Below are 19,035 nucleotides of genomic sequence, written 5' to 3' on the forward strand. Positions count from 1 at the left end.
TTGCCTGCGCAGGCGGCGGTCGCAAGCTGATCCTCGGCGCGGCTCTGGCTTTTGCTTTCATTCGGCAATTTCCTGCTGTAGGAAGGCCGCGAAACCGGGGGGTCGTTCCCGGCGATCTGATGGCTGTGCTAGACGCTCCTCATGAAACCATCCTTTGCGCTCGACTTCCGTGACGGCATCGTCACCCTGCTTCATCGAACCTCGCGTGGCTGGAGCCAGGTGGGGTCGGCAGCCTTCGATTCCCCCGACTTCACCGAGGCCCTGGGCTATCTGCGCTCCACCGCGCTTGGCCTGTCGCCGCGGGGGATCACGACCAAGCTGATCATCCCGAATGATCAGATCCTCTACACGCAGGTCCATGCGCCCGGCCCCGAACTGGCCAAGCGCCGCCGTCAGATCAAGGCCGGGCTGGAGGGGCGCACCCCCTACGGCGTCGAGGATCTGGTCTATGACTGGACCGGCGCCGGTCCCGAGGTCCATGTCGCCGTCGTGGCGCGCGAGACCCTGACCGAGGCCGAGGCCTTTGCCACCGAACACCGCTTCAACCCGGTGTCCTTCGTCGCGGTCCCCGAGGGCGAAACCTATCCCGCAGAAGCATTCTTCGGCCAGACCACCCTGTCCGAGACCCTTCTGGCGCAGGGCGAAAAGGTCGAGCGTGACCAGCTGGCCGTGGCGATCATCGCCCGCGATTTCCCGCGCGGCGAGGCTGCTGCCCCCGCCGCCGAAGCGCCGGTAATCGAGGCTCCTGCCGCCGAGGCCCCCGAGGTCGCAGCGTCGGCGGTCGAGATGGCTCCCGTGGCCGAAGCCGCCCCGGTCGAGGCTGCCCCTGTGGCAGCCGCCGCGCCAGAGCCCGCCGCGGTGGAGGAATATTTCAAGCCCTCGGCCTATTCCCCGGACAAGCCGATCCCGGCGCAGCCCGCGGCGAAACCGGCCGAGGTGGCCAAGCCTGCCGCCAGCAAGGAAGATGCGCCTCCGGTCGCAGCCCCCGCTGCGCCCGAACCCACGCCCGCGCCGGCAGCCTCCCCCGCCGCCGAATCGGCCAGGGAAGAGCCCTCCGCTCCGCCGCGCCCGCCGGTGGCCGAATTTGCCGCCAAGCCCACGCCGCCGATGCCCGCCTCGCCGCCGCCGACCCCGCGCCCCGCCCCGGGCCAGGAGTTCAAGGCCGCCCCAGCTGCCCCCGTGCCCGAGGCGCCGATGGCGATGGATGTCGCCCCCGAGGCGATCCTGCCCGAGGAGGATGACCTGCCCCCGGCCCCCGCGGCCGAGATCGTCGCGGCCTTTGCCAGCCGCCGCACCGCCGCCATCGCGGCCTCGGGGGGTGGGCTGGCCAAACTGGCCGCCTCCAAGCCGCCACCGCTCGGCGCAGCACCCAACCCGCGCGCCGCCGTGCCGCGCCCGAACCTCGCCCGGCCGGCCACTGCGCCGGTTCCGCCGGTGGTCTCCAAGGCCAGCGCCGGCACGATCCGCCCCGCCGTGGGCAAGACCACCAAGGCGGGCGCCAATGTCGCCGGGGCTTCGGTCACGGCGCCGGGTATCCTGGGCGCCAAGCGCGAACGCGCCGCCGTTCCGGTGACCACGGCCGAGACGCCGGAGATCGCAGCCCGCCGCGCCGCCGCCAAGCCGCAAACCGGTCTGGGCAGCCGCCCGGTCGCGACCAAGGGCAAGCCGCGTTACCTGGGACTGATCCTCACTGGCCTCTTGCTGCTGCTTCTCGCCGCGGTCGCCGCCTGGTCGAGCTTCTTCATCGGCACCAATGATGCGACCGGCGGTCTGACGCCCACGACGGGCAGCGAGCAATCCTCCAGCCTCGCCACGCCGGACGCCGCGAACACAACGCAAGCCGCGCCGACCGAAACGGCAAGCACCGACGCCGCCGCCCTCACCGCGCCCGCCGCGACCGAAACTGCCGCGACGGACCCCACCGCCACCGCTTCGACCGAGACCACCGCCCCGGCGCCCGAGGCTGCGACCGCGTCCAGCGACAGCGCCGCGCAACCCGCCGCCCAGCCCGAAGAGACGGCGGCCCTGCTGCCCGGGGTGACCCCCTCGCAACCTTCCAGCCCGGCGCCAGCGGCTGAGGCCCCAGCGCCAGCGGCTCAGGCAACGCCTGACGCGGCGGTTTCGACCGAGGCTTCGGCGATGAATGCGCCGGTGGCACCGCCCGAGGGTCTGGCCTCTGCCGCCTCTGCGCCCGAGAGTGGCGCGGTTGCCGGTTCGGCTGCCGGCGCAGCGCAGCCTTCTGCGGCGGATCAGGCCGGGAAAGACGGGATCATCCTCGCCGGCATCGACGCGCCGCCGCGGGTCAGCGGGGCCCTGGCGCCGCCCAGCCCTGCGGCGGGTGCCGATGCAAGCCCCGCCGCCGAACCACCGCCGCCGCCCTTCGGCACGGTTTACAAGTTCGATGCCGAGGGTCGCATCGTCCCAACGCCCGAAGGCATCATGACGCCTGAGGGCGTTCTGCTTGTTGCGGGCAAGCCCAAGCAATTGCCGCCCGACCGCCCGGCAGCCCTCTCTGTCCTGACCACACCGACTGCCGCGACCGATGCCGCGGCAGACCCGGCGACGGCTTCCACGGCCAGCGCCTCGCCTGCGCCCACAGGCGCCGTGGCCAGCGCTTCGACTGCCGCCGTGCCTGCGCCGACCTTGCCCGCCCCCGTCACCCCCGCCCTCGTGGCCCCGGCTGCTGCCGCGCCCGAAGCCCTGGCGCAGGACCCGACGCTCGCCGGCAAGCACCCGAAGGAGCGCCCCGCCGCCCTTTCGGTGCCGAGCGACCAGCAAGGCGCGCTGAGCCAGGTCACCCCCGATGCGCCGGTCGTCGACAGCCGCCTCGCGGGCTTCCGTCCGCAGGCCCGTCCCGCCGGTCTGGCCAGCGCCAAGCCCGCCGTCCTGGCGCCCGACACCGGCGCCGATGCCACGGCGGCCTCGGCCTCGCTGGCTGCCAATGGCGCCACGCTCCTGACCTCGCCCAAGCCGCAGGCCCGCCCCTCGGGGATGCAGCAATCGGTGGTCGATGACGCGGTGCAGGCCGCGCTGAACCAGGCCGCGCAGCCGCAGGTCAGCTCCAAGCAGCAACCTTCGTCCAAGCAGCAGCCCGCCGCCAATGTCCAGATCGCCTCCAACACCACGGCAGAGCCGCTGGATGAGCCCGATCTGGAATCCCCGGCGCCGAGCCTGCCGACCAATGCCTCGGTCGCCAAGCAGGCCACCGTGAAACGCGGGCTCAACACCTCGCAGATTGCGCTGCTTGCGGTCTTCGGCACGCCCTCGACCCGTTTCGCGATGGTCCGTCAGGCCAATGGCGCGGTCAAACGCGTCAAGGTCGGTGACAATCTCGACGGCGGGCGGATCGCGGCCATCACCGACAGCAGCGTGCAATATCAGCGTGGTGGGCGGATGGTGACGCTCTCTCTGCCTTCGGGCTGAGCGTCTCTCGCGAAAAACCACAAATTTCTGTGACGGGACAGTTTCAACTGTCATCAGGACTTTCTATCCTGCGGCGCACCTGCTTAAGCAAAGCGTGATCCGGTCGGCCCCTTTTCCGGGCCGCACCGGATTTTTGATGCCGTGACGGACTGTAAGACCCTGATTGCCTGACGAAGGACCCGGATGGAAAGCTTTCTGCTGCAAGCCTCGATTTACCTTGGCGCCGCCGTTCTGGTGGTGCCGCTCTCCGTGCGATTGGGCCTCGGTTCGGTGCTGGGCTATCTGGCCGCCGGCATCCTGATGGGGCCGGTGATGGGACTGGCCGGGGCGGGCACCACCGACCTGCAGCATTTCGCCGAATTCGGCGTCGTCCTGATGCTGTTCCTGATCGGGCTGGAGCTGGAGCCGAAGGCGCTTTGGGACATGCGGATGAAGCTTCTGGGCATGGGCGGCCTGCAGGTCACCCTGACCATGGCGGCGGTGGCGGGAGCGCTTTACGCTTCGGGCACGCAGACCCAGGTCGCGCTGATCATGGGGATGATCGGGGCCATGTCCTCGACCGCGATCGTGCTGCAGACGCTGGCGGAAAAGAACCTGATGCGGACCGGCGGCGGACGGGCGAGCTTTGCCGTGCTTCTGACCCAGGACCTCGCCGTGGTGCCGATCCTGTCGGTCATGCCGCTTCTGGCGATGGAGGCGGTGCAGGGCATCACCGCGCAGACCTTCGGCGTGACCAATCCGGTCGTCGTGGAGGAGAGCCACGGCACCGATGTGGCCGAGCCCCTGCTCAACCTGATCCAGACCCTGCCCGCCTGGCAGACCACCCTGCTGACCCTGGCCATCGTCGCGGCGATCATTCTGACCGGGCATTACCTGACCCGGCCGATCTTCCGCTTCGTCCACGCCGCCCGCCTGCCCGAGATGTCGACCTTCATCTCCCTCCTCCTCGTCCTCGGCATCGCCTTCCTGATGATGCTGGTCGGCCTGTCGCCGGCGCTTGGCACCTTCGTCGCCGGGGTGGTTCTGGCCAACTCGGAGTTCCGCCACCAGCTCGAGGCCGATCTGCAGCCCTTCAAGGGCCTGCTGATGGGGATTTTCTTCATGACGGTCGGCGTCGGCATCAACTTTGCCTTGATCCTGCGCGAGCCGGTGAAGGTGATCTGCCTCGTCGTGGGGCTGATCCTGATCAAGGCGGTGGTGCTGTTTGTCATCGGCACGTTCTTCCGCCTGCGTCTGCGCGACCGGGCCCTCTTCACCCTCGGCCTCGCGCAGGGGGGCGAGTTCGGCTTCCTCATCATCTCGATCGCGCGCTCCGAAGGGGCGATGCCGGTGGTGGCGGGCCAGATGGCGCAGCTGGTGATCTCGCTGTCGATGCTGCTGACGCCGGTGCTGTTCCTGGTCTACGAGGCCCTGTCGCGCCGCTTCAGCGGCCGCCAGCAGACCGAGCGCCCCGCCGACACGATCGAGGAGAAGGGCGCCGTCATCATCTGCGGCATCGGCCGCTTCGGTCAGGTGGTCAACCGGCTGGTGCGCCATTCCGGCCTGCCGACCGTGGTGCTGGACGACAACCTCTCCTTGATCGAGACGATGCGCCGCTTTGGCATCAAGGGCTATTTCGGCGACCCTTCGCGCCCCGAACTCTTGGAGGCGGCGGGTCTGGCCACGGCGCAGGTTCTGGTCGTGGCGGTGGACGAACCGGCCCGCGCCACGCAGATCGTCCGCTATGCCCGCTCGCGCCGGCCCGATATCCATATCGTGGTGCGTGCCTATGACCGGATCCATGTCTACGAGCTCTTCAAGGCCGGCGCCTCGGACATCGTGCGCGAGACCTTCGACAGCTCTCTCAGGGCTGGTCGCTATGTGCTGGAAAACATGGGGTTTTCGGAATACGAGGCCTCGAACCTGTCCAAGGCCTATTTCCGGCTCGACCGCGCTGCGATGCGCGATCTGGCCCAGCTTTGGGTGCCGGGGCAGCCGGTGGACCAGAACCCGGCCTATATCGAACGCGCCAAGAAGCTGGACCGGGATCTCGAAACCGCGCTGATCCAGGAGATCTACGATCTGCGCCCGATGGATGTGAGCGACTGAAGACCGGGGGGGTCAGCCCCCGGCCACGCCCGCCTCGGCAAAGGTCGCCATGCCGGAATGGCAATTGGCCGCAGCCTGCACGATCCCGATGGCCAGCGCCGCGCCAGAGCCCTCGCCCAGACGCAGGCCCAGCGACAGGAGGGGCGCCTTGCCCAGGGCCTCCAACAGGCGGCTATGGGCCGCTTCGGCGCTGGCATGGCCCGCGATGCAATGGTCGAGCGCGCCCGGCACCGCCTTGTGCAGCACCGATGCCGCCGCGCAGGCGATGAAGCCGTCAAGAATGACCGGCACGCGCAGCACACGGGCCCGCAGCATGGCCCCCGTCATCGCCGCCACCTCGCGCCCACCCAGTGCCGCCAGCACCGCCAGCGGCTCGCGCGAGGTCAGGCGCGCCACCCCTGCCCTGACGGCCGAAGCCTTGCGCGCGAGGCCCGCATCATCGACGCCGGTGCCGCGCCCGACCCAATCCTCCGCCGCGCCGCCGAAGAGGGCGCAGGCGATGGCTGCGGCTGAGGTCGTGTTGCCGATCCCCATCTCACCCGGGGCCAGAAGGTCGGCCTTGGGGTTGACTGCGTTCCAGCCGGCCAGAAGGGCTGCGACCAGATCGGCCTCGCTCATCGCATCGCCTTGGGTGAAATCGGCGGTCGGGCGGTCAAGCTCCAGCGCGGTCACGGTCAGTTCGGCCCCGAAGGTGCGCGACAGCTGGTTGATCGCTGCCCCGCCATGGGTGAAATTCGCCACCATCTGCACCGTCACCTCGGGCGGAAAGGCCGAAACCCCCTGCGCCACGACGCCGTGATTGCCGGCAAAGATCGCAACCTGCGGGCTGGCGACACGCGGGCGATCGGTGCCCTGCCAGCCGGCGAGCCAGACAGCGACCTCCTCCAACCGGCCCAGCGATCCGGGCGGCTTGGTCAGCTGGCCATTGCGCGCCGCGGCGGCGGCGGTGGCATCCGCATCGGCGGCGGGCAGCGTGGCGAGGATCTGGCGGAAATCAGCGAGTGTGGCGGGCGTATCGGTCACTTGAGCCTCCATGACAGGTGGCAAAGGGGTAATCCGATGGTGGGCAAATGGCCAGACACAGCGGACCCTTTGCCGCCCGTTCCCGACATGCGAAAAGGGCGGCCCCGCAGGACCGCCCTTCATGCCTTGGCCAGTGTCGGCGCCGTATCAGGCGGCGCGACCAACCAGCACTTCGCCGACTTTCTTTTGCGCGCCGGCTTCATCGACGCCGGCCACGGCGGCGACTTCGCGGGTCAGACGCTCCAGCGCCGCTTCGTAAAGCTGGCGTTCGGAATAGGACTGCTCGCGCTGATCGTCCGAGCGGTGGAGGTCGCGCACGACCTCGGCAATCGCCATCAGATCGCCCGAGTTGATCTTCTGTTCATATTCCTGCGCCCGGCGCGACCACATCGCGCGCTTGACGCGGGCCTTGCCCTTGAGGGTGTCCAAAGCCTTGGTCACCACATCGGGGGTGGAGAGCGAACGCATGCCGATCTCGGTCGCCTTATGGGTCGGAACCCGCAGGGTCATCTTGTCCTTTTCAAAGGAGATGACGAAAAGCTCCAGGCGGAGACCGGCGATCTCCTGCTCTTCGATGGACATGATCTTGCCGACGCCATGCGCCGGGTACACCACGAAATCATTCGGGTGAAAGTCAGGCTTCTTCATCTTGGTCATTCAGTCACTTCCTATGGGGCATGGCCCGGACAGACGAAAATTCACCGTGCGGGGCCTTTGCCACGCCGTTTTCAGGGCTCACAGTCGTCGGAAAATCAGGTCCCAGGCGAGCAGCTCTGAGACAGATCAGGCATCCTTCATTGATTGTGACGCCTGTATAACACAAAAAATGCGAAATTCCAAGAACCGCATCATGCGCTAACACAGGCTTGGGGCTTGTTCCCCAAGGATTCTTTCACACCAAGTTTCAACACCCACAGCAATGTGAGCGAATCGGCTACGCCAAAGGGCGTAAACCCGCCGAAGCCGTTCAGCCGCCGGGGCCGGCGAGTTCGGAGAAGTACTTCTTCAGCTTGTCCTTCTCGCCATCGCGTTCGGCGGATTCGGGCAGCGGGTCCTTCTTGGTCACGATCACCGGCCACATCTCGGCATATTTGCGGTTGAAGGTGACCCAATGGTCAAGGTCCGGTTCGGTATCCGGGCGGATCGCATCGGCGGGGCATTCCGGCTCGCAGACGCCGCAATCGATGCATTCATCGGGATGAATGACCAGCATGTTCTCGCCTTCGTAGAAGCAGTCCACCGGACAGACTTCGACGCAGTCGGTGTATTTGCAGGCAATGCAGTTGTCGATCACCACATAGGTCATGGCCGTTCCATCCTTCGAATTCCGCGTCGCATGCCTAGACGAGCCTTGCGGATCATTCAAGAGACGAAGCTTCGTCCGGCGGCAGTTGCGCGTCAAGGTCGGCATAGAGTGCCTGCGCTTCGGGCGCCGGCCCCCGCCTTTCGCCCAAGGCGAGGATGCGGATCACCCGGATCCGGTTGCCCTGCGGAAAGGTCAGCACATCGCCCGGGCCGACCGCATGGCCCGGTTTGAGGCATCTTTGCCCGTTCAGGCGCAGATGGCCGCTGGTCACCACCTCGGCGGCAAGGTCGCGCCCCTTGAAGAAGCGCGCCTGCCACAGATATTTGTCCAGCCGCAGTTTCGGGCTGTCAAAGTTCCGAGATTTTGCCCCGGGCCCCGCCAATCACTTGTTCAGCTTGAGCGCTGCCAGAACAGCGAAGGGATTGTCGGGGTCCACCGGCTTTTCGGCACGCGGCGGCCGGGCTTCGAAGCTGCGCTGCGGCTTGGCATCGGATTTGGCATCGAACTTGCCATCCTTCGGACGCGGCTTGCGGTCGCCCTGAGGACGATCCCCCTGCCCACGCTCGCCCTGCCCTTCACGCGGCTTGCCCTTGTAGCCACCGCGGTCGCCACCTTCGCGGCGCGGCTTGGCTTCGGTGGGGGCTGCGGGAGCCTCACCCTCGGCCGCAGGTGCGGCGGGGGCGGCATCGCGGCGCGGGCCACGCTCCTGATTGCGGTCGTTGCGCGGGCCGCCCGAGCGCGGGGCGCGCTCGCCACGCGGCTCGCCCGCTTGCTCGGGGCGGGCCGGGCGCGACGGACGCTCGGCACGTTCCGGGCGCGGGCGCGGTTTCGGGGCCCAGGTGAAGGTGACGAAGCTTTCCATCTCGGGCGCCGCCTCGGCCACGGGTTCGGCCGCAGCCTCGCCCTCGGCCGCTTCGGCCGCCACCACGGGCTCTTCCGGCACCGGGTTGATCAGCGAGACCTCTTCGGGCACCGGGTTCAGCGAGACCGGCTCTTCCGCCTTGACCTCGACCACCGGGGCGGCGGCCTTGACCTTGACGCGTTCGCCCTTCTCACCCTTGTAGCCCAGACCGCCCATCAGATCGACGAACTGTTCCAGCGTCATGCCGGTGATCGACAGCATGTCCGGCGTCGCCTCGAAGCCGACGCGGCTGTCCTTGGTGCGCAGGATGTCGGCCAGACGTTCCAGCATGTCGATGCGGATCGCGCGGACGCCCGAGGGGTGATAGCCCGACAGCGTGTAATGGCTGCGCGGCACTTCGGCCAGGTTGGGGATGGTCACCAGCCCCGGAGGCGGGCTTTCGGGGAAGTCCTGCAAACCGCTCCACAGGCTCCACAGCACCAGACGCAGGCGCGTGGCGGCGGGCTTCAGCAGAAGCGGCAGGAAAATGGTGAACTGACCGAAGCGCACGCCATGCTTGCGCAGGGCGGCACGGGCGTCCTGATCCAGCGCCTTGACGTCATTGGCCACTTCTTCGCGCGGGATCACGCCCATCGCCTCGACCAGACGGAAGGCGAAGCCGCGGGCGAGCCCGGTCAGCGCCTCGTCCCGGCTCATCGCCGCGAGGGGTTCGAAGAGGGCGGCAATCTTGCGGTCGATGAAATGCTGGGCGCGGCGGCGCACCTTGTCGGCCACATCGGGGCCGGCTTCCTCGTCCACGAAAACCTCGACCTGCGGGCGGAGCGCCTCGGCGCCCTTGACCAGCTTGCCCACGGCAGAATTGCCCCACATCAGCCCGCCCTGAGTGGTGTAATCCATCTCGGTATCGGGGGCGTTGTAGAAGCGGTCTGCACGCAGATGGAATTCGGGCTTCAATGCCGCAAGGGCTGCCGTGCGCAGGGTCTGCGCCTCTTCCGGTGACTTGGTCGCGTCTTGCCGGAACCGGAACCCGTCCAGCTTGCCCACGAATTCGCCACTCACCGTGACTTCACCCTTGTCATTCACCTCGGCCACGAGGGTCTCCTTCTGCTTCAACCGCCGCAACAGCACGGACGTGCGCCGGTCAACAAATCTTTGCGTCAAAGCCAGATGCAGGGCATCCGACAGGCGGTCTTCTACTGCACGCGTCTCGTCTCGCCAATGGCTTTCGTCTTCAACCCAGCCTTTGCGCTGCGCAACATAGGTCCAGGTGCGGATATAGGCCAAGCGTTTGGAGATTGTATCAATATCGCCGCCCGGTTTGTCGATTCGTTCGATGGCCTTCTTCAGCCAATCGGCGGGGATGCGCGTCTGGCTGAGGCCCCGCCCGGTCAGAAAGTCGAAGATTCGGGCGAGCAGAGTCAGATGTTCGTTGTCCGAGGCGTTGCGGAAATCGGGCACCCGGCAGACATCCCACAAAAGCCGCACCCTTTGCGGGCTGGTCAGCTTTGCCACCACCTCGGGCAGGCCCGAAAGGTATTTGAGCGCCAGCACGTCATCGGCATCCCGCGCGCGGGAAAGCCAGGGGTTGAAGGTGGGCTGTTCCAGCGACCGGATCAGCCTTTCGGCCGAGCCGAAGTCGAGGTCGGCATTGCGCCACATCAGCTTGCGGACCGGATCGAACTTGTGCGCCTCGATCGCCTCGATCTCTTCCTCGTCGAAGGGCCGCGCCTCGCCGGTCACGCCGAAGGTGCCGTTTTCGGTATGGCGCCCGGCGCGGCCGGCGATCTGGCCGATCTCTTGCGTGTTGAGCATCCGCATCCGCCGCCCGTCGAATTTCGAGGTCGAGGCAAAGGCCACATGCTTGATGTCAAGGTTCAGCCCCATGCCGATGGCATCGGTCGCCACCAGATAATCGACATCGCCATTCTGGTACATCGCCACCTGCGCATTGCGGGTGCGCGGGGACAAAGCCCCCATCACCACCGCACACCCGCCCTTGGTGCGGCGGATCAGCTCTGCAATGGCATAGACATTTTCAACAGAAAAGCCGACGATGGCCGACCTTTCCGGCATCCGGCTTATCTTTTTCGAACCTGCGAAGGTCAGCGTCGAAAACCGCTGCTTCTTTTCAAACTGCACGCCGGGGATCAGGCCGGCAATCGCCGGGCGCATCGTGTCCGAGCCGAGAAACAGCGTCTCGATCAGCCCGCGGGCATGGAGCAGCCGGTTGGTGAAGACATGGCCGCGCTCGGGGTCGGCGCAAAGCTGGATCTCGTCGACCACGACGATATCGGCGCCGATCTCCAAGGGCATCGCCTCGGTCGTGGCCACCCAGTAATGCGGGCGGTCGGGGATGATCCGCTCTTCGCCGGTGATCAGCGCCACCACCGAAGGGCCGCGCAGCGCCACCACGCGGTCATAGACCTCGCGCGCCAGAAGACGCAGCGGCAGGCCGATCACCCCGGTGCGGTGCGACAGCATCTTTTCGATGGCATAATGGGTCTTGCCGGTGTTGGTCGGCCCAAGGACCGCCGTCACCCGTGAAGGCTCTTGCACTTACAGCTCCTGACCACCGAGCTTGGCGTCCAGCCGTTTCACCGATTTCTCCACATCGATCATGTGGGGGTTCAGTTTCAGGGCCTCGCGGTAGACTTCCAATGCCTTGTCAGGCTCGTTCAACTGTTCAAAGATCATCCCGAGCCCGGCCAGCGCACCAAAATGCCGCGGGTTCAGCGACAGGGTCTTGGCGATGTCCGAAACGGCAAGGCCGAACTGGCCGATCTGGTAATAGGCGATGGCGCGCTGGTTGTAGGCCTCGGCAAAATCGGGCGCGTGGTCGATCAGAGCGGTCAGATGGTCGATCGCGGTCTTGGCATCGCCATCGGCCATCGCCCCCTCGCCCCGGCGCAACAGAAGGTCCATCGAGGCCGAGCCGGATTTCGACCATTCCAGCCAGATCTCCTGGGTGATCTGGCCTGCTTCTTCATCAGTCGCCGTCTGCAACTGGGCAAAGAGGTCGTCCAGCCGCTTGGAATCGGCAACAGCCGGCATCAGCCCTGCTACAATCAGCAGGACCGTCGCGCAGAGACCATTGGCAAGGCGTCGCAGGGCTTTCATAACCCCAAGGTAACGCATGGCGCCGGAAATGCCAGAGCCCCCACCTCACGAAGGAGACAGGAATGAGCAAAGTGATCGACGCGGCGGTGGAAATGCTTTCGGCCAAGGCGGCGGAAAAGGCCGCGGGCTTCGATGGTGTGGCGAAATTCGTGCTGATCGGCGAAGGGTCGATCATGTTCGACCAGAACGGCGCGCGGGCGGGGGATGAACCGGCCGATGTCACCCTGACCGCCACGACCGAAGTCTTCCAGGCCCTGATCGCCGGCGATCTTTCGGCCACCAGCGCCTTCATGTCGGGCAAGCTGAGCGTGGACGGCGCGATGGGTCTGGCGATGAAGCTGGGTCAGGTCCTGAGTTGAGCGCGCCACTGTACAACGCCCTCGCCGAAGGGCCGCAGGAGGCCGAGGCCCATTGGCTGACCGCCGCCGACGGCACCCGTCTGCGCGCCGGGCTCTGGCAGGCGAGCGCCAGCAAGGGCACGGTCTTTCTCTTGCCCGGTCGGACCGAATATGTCGAGAAATACGGGCGCACGGCCGAGGTTCTGGCAAGGGCGGGCTATGCCACCCTGTCGATCGACTGGCGTGGCCAGGGCATGGCGGACCGGCCCCTGCCGGACAGGATGGTCGGCCATGTCGCTGATTTCGCTGAATATCAGCGCGATCTCGACGCGCTTCTGGCCTTTGCCCGCAGGCGCGGCCTGCCCGAGCCCTGGCATATGCTTGCCCATTCGATGGGCGGCTGCATCGGCTTGCGCGGGCTGATGCGCAACCTGCCCTTCCGTGCCGCGGCCTTCACCGCGCCGATGTGGGGCATCCTGATCCCCGCCTGGCAGAAACCCCTGGCCGAGGTCCTGTCGGCCCTGTCGCGGCACCTGCGCTTTGACCACCTCTACACCCCCGGCACCGGGCGCAAGACCTATGTCACCGATGTGCCCTTCACCGGCAACACGCTGACCACCGATGCGGTGATGTGGGATTACATGAAGCAGCAGGCCCTGGCCCATCCCGAACTGTCGCTGGGCGGGCCAAGCCTTGGCTGGCTGCGCGCGGCCCTGGTCGAATGCCACACGCTCGGCCTTCTGCCGGCGCCGGATCTGGGCTGCCTCTGCGCCCTCGGCAGTCAGGAGCGTGTGGTCGACCCCGGGCCGATCCACCGCAGGATGCAAAGCTGGCCGAAGGGGCGGCTCATGCTGGTGCAGGGCGCCGAACACGAAGTTCTGATGGAGCGGCCCGCCCTGCGCGACGGCTTCCTTGCCGAAGCCGTGGCGCTTTTCGCCGCTAACTGAAGCCTTCAGATGTTGATCTGGGTGAAGCCGTCGCGCAGGGCGCGGCTCCAGGCCTCGCTCATCTCGCGAAACGCCTCGTCGCCCGCCTCGATCCGGCGGCGGCTTGTGACAGTGAGCGCATCTTTCCGGATCACGCACAGATCCAGCGGCATCCCGACCGAAAGGTTGGAGCGCAGGGTGGAATCCATCGACAACAGCACCGCCTTCTGCGCATCGGCCAGCGAGGTCGTCATCTTGACCACCCGGTCGAGGATCGGCTTGCCGTATTTATGCTCGCCGATCTGCAGGAAGGGCGTGTCCTCGGTCGCCTGAATGAAATTGCCCTCGGGATAGATCAGGAACAGCCGCATCGGGCCATCCTTCCTTTGCCCAGCCACGATCATGCTGGCACTGGCGCCCTGCTTCATCGCGTTCAGCTTCTCGTCGATCTCGCCACGCACCTCGGCCAGCATGTTGCCGATGATCGTGGCGGCCTTCAGCATGGTCGGCGCCTTGAGGATCGAGGTTTCTTCCGTCGAATCCGGGTCTTCGACCGCGTCCTGCAGCCGGGCGATCGTGGTCTGGGTGACCGAGAGCGACCCCGCCGTCATGATGCAGATGATCCGCTCGCCCGGCTCCTCGAAGAAGAACATCTTGCGATAGGTCGAGATATTGTCGAGCCCCGCATTGGTGCGGGTATCGGACAGCATCACGATGCCTTCGTTCAGCAGCAGCCCCACGCAATAGGTCATTCTTACTTCCCCGGTTCGATGGGAAGACCCTATTGCTGCGTTGCCAGAACCGCAACCGTCACATCAAGGCTTTCTGCCCCGCTGGAGCGGGCAGAGCCGCGAATTGGGGCGGCTTCGCGGGCGTCGAGGCCCGAACCCAACCGGACGTAGCGGTCATCGGGGCAACACTCGTTGGACGGGTCGAATCCCACCCAGCCCAGCCCCGGCACATGCAGTTCAGCCCAGGCGTGTGCGGCCTCGTGCGGCTCGCCCTCTGCGTCGGCCAGCAGATAGCCCGAGACATAGCGCGCCGGAATCCCGTTGGCCCGGGCGATGGTGCACAGCGCATGGGTATGGTCCTGGCAGACGCCCTCGCCCTTTTCCAGCGCCTCGGCGGCGGTGGTGCGGGCATCGGTGGCGCCGGGGCGATAGGTGATCGCCTCGGACACGGCGCGCGACAGGGCATGCGCCATGGCCAGCCGGTTGTCGATCCCCTCGGCCACGGTGGCCAGCGTGATCAGCCCGCCGGTCAGTTCGGTGGCGGTCGTCTCGCCCAGATAGCATTCGGGGGCGGTCAGCTCGCGCAGGCCGCGCAGCACGCCCGCGGTGTCCGAGGTCGCGACCCTGCCCCGCACCCGCACCTCGATCTCGCTGACCGGGCCCTTGACGCTCCAGCCCTGGACCCAGTCGCCGGCGCCGTCGCGAAAGCCGCCGCCCTTGACCCCGCCCGAAACGGTGACCTCCCAGTCCAGCACCTGCAGGCCCTCGTGCGCGCTCGGCAACAGACGGTGGCTTTGCACCACGCCGCGCACCGGGCTGTCGTAGCGGTAAAGCGTCACATGGTCGATGAGCAGCAGCATCAGCGCATGTCTCCCGAAAGATAGGTGTTGTGGACCATCCCGGCGATCTCGGCGGTGTTGATGATGAACCGGCCGAGAAATTCGTGCAGGCCTTCCTCGAAGATCGCCTCGGGGGTCAGATTGTCCAGTTCGGCCTGCAGGGCCGAGGCCTTGTCCTGCACCTCGGTCGATTTGCCATAGATCTTGGCGATCCGGCCGAGATGCTGGTTCACATCCGTCACGCAGGTGATCAAAGCGCGCGGGCAATGCGGGTTCAGGATCAGGAAATGCGCGATCTTCTGCGCCGTGACCTCGCCGCCGTAAGCCCAGTGGAAGGCCCGGTTCAGCGACAGGGCGCGCAGCATCATCGACCATTGGTCATTGTCGACACCCGAGCCGACACCCATCCGCGGCAGAAGGACGTAGTATTTCACATCCATCAGCCGCGCCGTGGCATCGCCCCGCTCCAGCGCATAGCCGAGCGTCAGGAAATCATAACCATCGTTGCGCAGCAGCGTCGCATCGATGGCGCCCCGCACCATGGCGGCATGTTTCATCGTCCAGTCGGTCAGGCGCGACAGTTCCAGCTGGCTGCGCGGGGTGCGCTCGATCTGGCGGAGTTCCTGAAAGGCGGTGTTGAGCGCATCCCAGACCTGGCCGGTCAGCGCGGTGCGCACGATCCTTCCATTCTCGCGCGCCTGGGTGATGCAGGCTGCCACCGAAGAGGGGTTGTCGCGGTCGAAGAACAGAAAGCTTTCGATGTTGCGCTGCACCGCCTCGTCATATTTGCGGGCGAAGGCGTCCTGCGTGCTGGTCGATTGCAGGATCGAATCCCATTCGTTGCGATAGCCCTGCGCCGAGGGCAGAAGCGAGATCCGCGCCCCCACCTCCAGCAGCCGCGCCGCCGTTTCGGCGCGTTCCATGTAGCGGGCGATCCAGTAAAGGTTGTCGGCGGTTCTTGATAGCATGACTTACTCCGCCAAAACCCAGGTATCCTTGACGCCGCCGCCTTGCGAGGAGTTCACCACCAGCGACCCTTCCGTCAGGGCCACCCGCGTGAGGCCGCCCGGCACCAGCTCTATCCTCTCGCCTACCAGACAATAGGGCCGCAGGTCTACATGGCGCGGCGCCACACCCTCTTCGACAAAGGTCGGCGTGGCCGAAAGCGCCAGCGTCGGCTGGGCGATATAGTTGGACGGGTCCTTCTCGATCTTGGCGCGGAACATCTCGACCTCGGCCTTGGTCGACTTCGGCCCGACCAGCATCCCGTAGCCGCCCGAGCCATGGACCTCTTTCACCACCAGCTCCGGCAGGTGTTCCAGCACATATTTGCAATCGTCGGATTTGGCGCATTGCCAGGTCGGCACGTTGTTCAGGATCGGCTCTTCGCCGAGATAGAAGCGCACCATTTCCGGCACATAGGTATAGACCGCCTTGTCATCGGCCACCCCGGCCCCCGGCGCCGAACAGATGCTGACCCCGCCCGAGCGGTAGACATCCATCAGCCCCGCGACCCCCAGCATCGAATCCGGGCGGAAGCACAGAGGGTCGATGAAGGCATCGTCCAGCCTGCGATAGATCACATCGACGCGTTTCGGCCCTTCGGTCGTGCGCATGTAGACGAACTCGCCCTCGACGAAAAGATCCTGCCCCTCGACCAGTTCGACCCCCATCAGATCGGCGAGGAAGCTGTGTTCGTAATAGGCGCTGTTGTAATGGCCCGGCGTCAGGATCACCACGGTCGGATCGCCCTGGCATTTCATCGGCGCGACCGAGGTCAGGGTGCGGCGGAGAAGCTCGTGATAGCGGTCCACCGGCTCGATCCGGTTTTCGCGGAAGAGGTCGGGGAACATCCGCATCATCATCTCGCGGCTTTCCAGCATGTAGCTGACACCGGAAGGCGTGCGGCAATTGTCCTCCAGCACGAAGAAATCATTCGGCCCGGTGCGGACGATGTCGATGCCGACGATATGGGAATAGACCCCCTTGGGCGGCACGAAGCCGACGACGGCGCGTTCGTAAGCCGCGTTCTGATAGACCAGATTGCCCGGAATCCGCCCGGCGCGGATGATCTCGCCCCGGCCATAGACATCGACCAGAAAGGCGTTGAGCGCCCTGGCCCGCTGCTTGATGCCCCGCTCCAGCCGCGCCCATTCGTTATGGGTGAAGACGCGCGGGAACATGTCGAAGGGGATCAGCCGGTCCGGGTCACCGCCCTCGCCATAGACGGCGAAGGTGATGCCGATCCGGCGGAACAGCGCCTCGGCCTCGGCCTGTTTCTGGATGCGCAATTCGGCGGGCATGGTGCGCATCCAGGCCTCAAGCTGGGCATAAGGCGGGCGCACGGCGTTTTCGAGATACATCTCGTTGAAGCTTTTGGTCATGTTGGCGACCTTTCCTGTGTGAGGCCAGTAAACCCACCCGTTGCGCCAGCGGGAAGGGGAAGGCGCGGTAAAACAGCGTTTTCTTTCAACACTGCCCAAAAGATATGCACTTGGCACCTGAAATCTTTCCGCCCCGGCGCGGCCCCGCCGCAAAGGCCGCGCGAAAGCGGGTGAAATGCCGGACAAATGCGATCTATACTGCCGCAATGTCGCCCAGCCCGCTGATCATTCCGACCCGACAGGGGCTTTACTGCCCGGCCGGGGATTTCCACATCGACCCGATGGGACGGGTGCCGCGCGCCCTTGTCACCCATGGCCATTCCGACCATGCGGCCCGCGGCATGGGCGCCTATCTCTGCACCGATCGCGCCCTTCCCGTGATTCGCCATCGTCTCGGCAAGATCAACGCCGAGGGTCTGGCCTACGGCGCGCGCCGCCAGATCGGCGAGGTGACGGTCAGCTTCCATCCCGCCGGCCATGTCCCCGGCTCTGCCCAGATCCGCGTCGCGCACGCAGGCGAGGTCTGGGTCGTCTCCGGCGATTACAAGACCGAGGCCGATGCGCTCTGCGAACCTTTCGAGCCTCTGCGTTGCGACACTTTCCTCAGCGAATGCACCTTCGGCCTGCCGATCTTCCAATGGCGCCCCGAGGGGGAGGTTCTGGCCGAAATAACCCAATGGTGGCAAAGGAATGCGTCCGAGGGCCGGGCTTCCGTCCTCCTCGCCTATTCCTTCGGCAAGGCTCAGCGGCTGATGGCGGGGCTTTCCGGGCTTGGCCCGATCTGCACCCATCCGGTGGTCGAATCCGTGACCGAAATCCTGCGCGCCCAGGGCTATCCCCTGCCGCCGACCCTGCCCCTGACCGATCAAAAGCCCCCGCCCGGCGCCCTGGTCATCGCCACGCCGAACGCCATGGCCAGCGACTGGGCGCTCGGCCTCGGCCCGCATGAGACCGCCGCCGCCTCGGGCTGGATGACCCTTGCAGCCCGCCGCAAGGGAAGCGCCGCCGCCTTCACCCTCTCCGATCACGCTGACTGGCCCGGCCTCAATGCGGCTGTGGCGGCCACCGGCGCCGCGCAGGTCCTGACAATGCACGGCTATACCGCGGCCTTCAGCCAGCACCTCGCCGCCCGCGGCCTCCTCTCCCGCCCGATCGCATGATCCGCTTCGCAACCCTCCTCGCCCAAGGCGCCCCGACGGAAGCGCGCTTTGCCGCCTACGCCGCCGAGGTCGGCGAGGGCGAGGCGCAAACCGCCCGCGCCCTCCTCTCCGGTACACGCCCCAAACGCATCGCCTCACCCGCCACGCTCCTCGCCTGGGTGGCCGAGGCGACCAATACCCCGCCCTTCCTGGTGGAGCATTGCCTGAACGCCTGCCCCGACCTTTCCGAACTCGCAGCCCTCCTCCTGCCGCCCGCCACCGGCACGCCGCCCAGCATGGCCGAGGCGCTGGCGCAGCTTACCGGCCCCGGCCCCTACCTTTCCCTCGCCCGCAGCCTGCCGCCACCGGCGCGGCTGATCCTCAACCGCCTCGCCACCGGCACCTTCCGCAGCAAACTCACCCCGGCGCAGAATGAACCGCAATCCCCCGGCACCTGCCTCGCCATCCTGACAATGATCGACCCCGCCGCCCCCGTGGCCACCTTCGCCCTGCCCCATGGCAACGGACTGATCCCCCTCACCAAACTTCGCCTCGCCCTGCCCGAAACAGCCGAGATCCTGACTTGGGTCCGCGCCAACACCACCGACCGTTTCGGCCCGCTGCGTCAGGTCACCCCTACGCTGGTCTTCGAGATCGCCCACCAGGGCACCACCCCGAACAAACGCCGAAAATCCGGCTTCGACCTCATCGAACCAAGGCTCATCGCCTGGCACCCGACCCTCACCCCCGACCGCGCCACCCCGCTTTCCGGCTTCATCCAGAGCTAAATATCCATTTTCCCCGGCCCGCCCCCGGCACGCCACAAGCCATTGTGTGGCAAATCGCGGTTTCAAATCCC

16 protein-coding genes are annotated in these 19,035 nt (G+C 66.6%); 6 read left to right on the plus strand and 10 right to left on the minus strand.

Annotated elements, in window-relative coordinates; all coding sequences use genetic code 11:
- Positions 1-141 precede the first annotated feature (141 nt).
- A complete protein-coding gene (locus AC1DZT_RS16060; protein WP_478007654.1) occupies positions 142-3,423 on the plus strand; it encodes a hypothetical protein in 3,282 nt (1,093 codons plus the stop codon).
- A gap of 183 nt (positions 3,424-3,606) precedes the next feature.
- The gene (locus AC1DZT_RS16065; protein WP_478007655.1) at positions 3,607-5,511 is read left to right on the plus strand and encodes a cation:proton antiporter domain-containing protein; all 1,905 of its coding nucleotides are present in this window, start codon (positions 3,607-3,609) and stop codon (positions 5,509-5,511) included.
- 12 nt (positions 5,512-5,523) lie between these two features.
- On the opposite strand, the gene cobT is transcribed toward AC1DZT_RS16065, so the two are convergent.
- From cobT to AC1DZT_RS16095, 6 genes are all read right to left on the minus strand, one after another.
- Positions 5,524-6,546, minus strand: a complete 1,023-nt coding sequence (cobT, locus tag AC1DZT_RS16070; protein ID WP_478007854.1) for a nicotinate-nucleotide--dimethylbenzimidazole phosphoribosyltransferase — start codon at positions 6,544-6,546, stop codon at positions 5,524-5,526.
- A gap of 135 nt (positions 6,547-6,681) precedes the next feature.
- Entirely contained in the window at positions 6,682-7,191 is a 510-nt protein-coding gene (locus AC1DZT_RS16075) for a CarD family transcriptional regulator (RefSeq protein ID WP_478000075.1), read from the minus strand.
- Between the two features lie 310 nt (positions 7,192-7,501).
- Complete coding sequence (fdxA, locus tag AC1DZT_RS16080; RefSeq protein ID WP_478000076.1) at positions 7,502-7,840, minus strand: ferredoxin FdxA; 339 nt, start codon at positions 7,838-7,840, stop codon at positions 7,502-7,504.
- Between the two features lie 52 nt (positions 7,841-7,892).
- On the minus strand, positions 7,893-8,177 hold the full coding sequence (locus AC1DZT_RS16085) for an RNA-binding S4 domain-containing protein (RefSeq protein WP_478007855.1): 285 nt from the start codon (positions 8,175-8,177) through the stop codon (positions 7,893-7,895).
- Positions 8,178-8,222: 45 nt separating this feature from the next.
- A complete protein-coding gene (locus AC1DZT_RS16090; RefSeq protein ID WP_478007656.1) occupies positions 8,223-11,258 on the minus strand; it encodes a helicase-related protein in 3,036 nt (1,011 codons plus the stop codon).
- Entirely contained in the window at positions 11,259-11,753 is a 495-nt protein-coding gene (locus AC1DZT_RS16095) for a tetratricopeptide repeat protein (protein ID WP_478007657.1), read from the minus strand.
- Between the two features lie 128 nt (positions 11,754-11,881).
- Between AC1DZT_RS16095 and AC1DZT_RS16100 the strand changes: the two genes are divergently transcribed.
- Together AC1DZT_RS16100 and AC1DZT_RS16105 are read left to right on the plus strand one after the other, a co-directional pair.
- On the plus strand, positions 11,882-12,178 hold the full coding sequence (locus tag AC1DZT_RS16100; RefSeq protein ID WP_478007658.1) for an SCP2 sterol-binding domain-containing protein: 297 nt from the start codon (positions 11,882-11,884) through the stop codon (positions 12,176-12,178).
- Positions 12,175-13,104 (plus strand): alpha/beta fold hydrolase, encoded by a 930-nt coding sequence (locus AC1DZT_RS16105; RefSeq protein WP_478007659.1) that lies wholly within the window; start codon positions 12,175-12,177, stop codon positions 13,102-13,104. Before AC1DZT_RS16100 ends, AC1DZT_RS16105 begins: the two co-directional genes overlap by 4 nt.
- A 5-nt stretch (positions 13,105-13,109) precedes the next feature.
- Here the strand turns inward: AC1DZT_RS16105 and AC1DZT_RS16110 are convergent, their stop codons facing one another.
- The 4 genes from AC1DZT_RS16110 to AC1DZT_RS16125 are packed head-to-tail and all read right to left on the minus strand — an operon-like array spanning position 13,110 to position 17,037.
- A complete protein-coding gene (locus AC1DZT_RS16110) occupies positions 13,110-13,835 on the minus strand; it encodes a proteasome-type protease (protein ID WP_478007660.1) in 726 nt (241 codons plus the stop codon).
- Between the two features lie 29 nt (positions 13,836-13,864).
- Positions 13,865-14,674, minus strand: coding sequence for a transglutaminase family protein (locus tag AC1DZT_RS16115; protein ID WP_478007661.1), 810 nt, complete (start codon positions 14,672-14,674; stop codon positions 13,865-13,867).
- On the minus strand, positions 14,674-15,621 hold the full coding sequence (locus tag AC1DZT_RS16120; protein WP_478007662.1) for an alpha-E domain-containing protein: 948 nt from the start codon (positions 15,619-15,621) through the stop codon (positions 14,674-14,676). The genes AC1DZT_RS16115 and AC1DZT_RS16120 overlap by 1 nt, the downstream gene beginning before the upstream one ends.
- 3 nt (positions 15,622-15,624) lie before the next feature.
- Positions 15,625-17,037, minus strand: a complete 1,413-nt coding sequence (locus AC1DZT_RS16125; RefSeq protein ID WP_478007663.1) for a circularly permuted type 2 ATP-grasp protein — start codon at positions 17,035-17,037, stop codon at positions 15,625-15,627.
- Between the two features lie 206 nt (positions 17,038-17,243).
- Between AC1DZT_RS16125 and AC1DZT_RS16130 the strand changes: the two genes are divergently transcribed.
- Complete coding sequence (locus AC1DZT_RS16130; protein ID WP_478007664.1) at positions 17,244-18,197, plus strand: ligase-associated DNA damage response exonuclease; 954 nt, start codon at positions 17,244-17,246, stop codon at positions 18,195-18,197.
- The gene (locus AC1DZT_RS16135) at positions 18,194-18,964 is read left to right on the plus strand and encodes a hypothetical protein (protein ID WP_478007665.1); all 771 of its coding nucleotides are present in this window, start codon (positions 18,194-18,196) and stop codon (positions 18,962-18,964) included. Before AC1DZT_RS16130 ends, AC1DZT_RS16135 begins: the two co-directional genes overlap by 4 nt.
- Positions 18,965-19,035: the final 71 nt, after the last annotated feature.

Source organism: Rhodobacter sp. P1_C2 (genome assembly GCF_056406375.1).

Bases quoted from the DNA above. Each gene is read 5' to 3' on its own strand.
- AC1DZT_RS16115 (WP_478007661.1), bottom strand. From the start codon at position 14,674: ATGCTGCTGCTCATCGACCATGTGACGCTTTACCGCTACGACAGCCCG.
- AC1DZT_RS16120 (WP_478007662.1), bottom strand. From the start codon at position 15,621: ATGCTATCAAGAACCGCCGACAACCTTTACTGGATCGCCCGCTACATG.
- AC1DZT_RS16065 (WP_478007655.1), top strand. From the start codon at position 3,607: ATGGAAAGCTTTCTGCTGCAAGCCTCGATTTACCTTGGCGCCGCCGTT.
- AC1DZT_RS16110 (WP_478007660.1), bottom strand. From the start codon at position 13,835: ATGACCTATTGCGTGGGGCTGCTGCTGAACGAAGGCATCGTGATGCTG.
- AC1DZT_RS16075 (WP_478000075.1), bottom strand. From the start codon at position 7,191: ATGACCAAGATGAAGAAGCCTGACTTTCACCCGAATGATTTCGTGGTG.
- cobT (WP_478007854.1), bottom strand. From the start codon at position 6,546: ATGGAGGCTCAAGTGACCGATACGCCCGCCACACTCGCTGATTTCCGC.
- fdxA (WP_478000076.1), bottom strand. From the start codon at position 7,840: ATGACCTATGTGGTGATCGACAACTGCATTGCCTGCAAATACACCGAC.
- AC1DZT_RS16130 (WP_478007664.1), top strand. From the start codon at position 17,244: ATGTCGCCCAGCCCGCTGATCATTCCGACCCGACAGGGGCTTTACTGC.
- AC1DZT_RS16100 (WP_478007658.1), top strand. From the start codon at position 11,882: ATGAGCAAAGTGATCGACGCGGCGGTGGAAATGCTTTCGGCCAAGGCG.
- AC1DZT_RS16125 (WP_478007663.1), bottom strand. From the start codon at position 17,037: ATGACCAAAAGCTTCAACGAGATGTATCTCGAAAACGCCGTGCGCCCG.
- AC1DZT_RS16135 (WP_478007665.1), top strand. From the start codon at position 18,194: ATGATCCGCTTCGCAACCCTCCTCGCCCAAGGCGCCCCGACGGAAGCG.
- AC1DZT_RS16095 (WP_478007657.1), bottom strand. From the start codon at position 11,753: ATGCCGGCTGTTGCCGATTCCAAGCGGCTGGACGACCTCTTTGCCCAG.
- AC1DZT_RS16060 (WP_478007654.1), top strand. From the start codon at position 142: ATGAAACCATCCTTTGCGCTCGACTTCCGTGACGGCATCGTCACCCTG.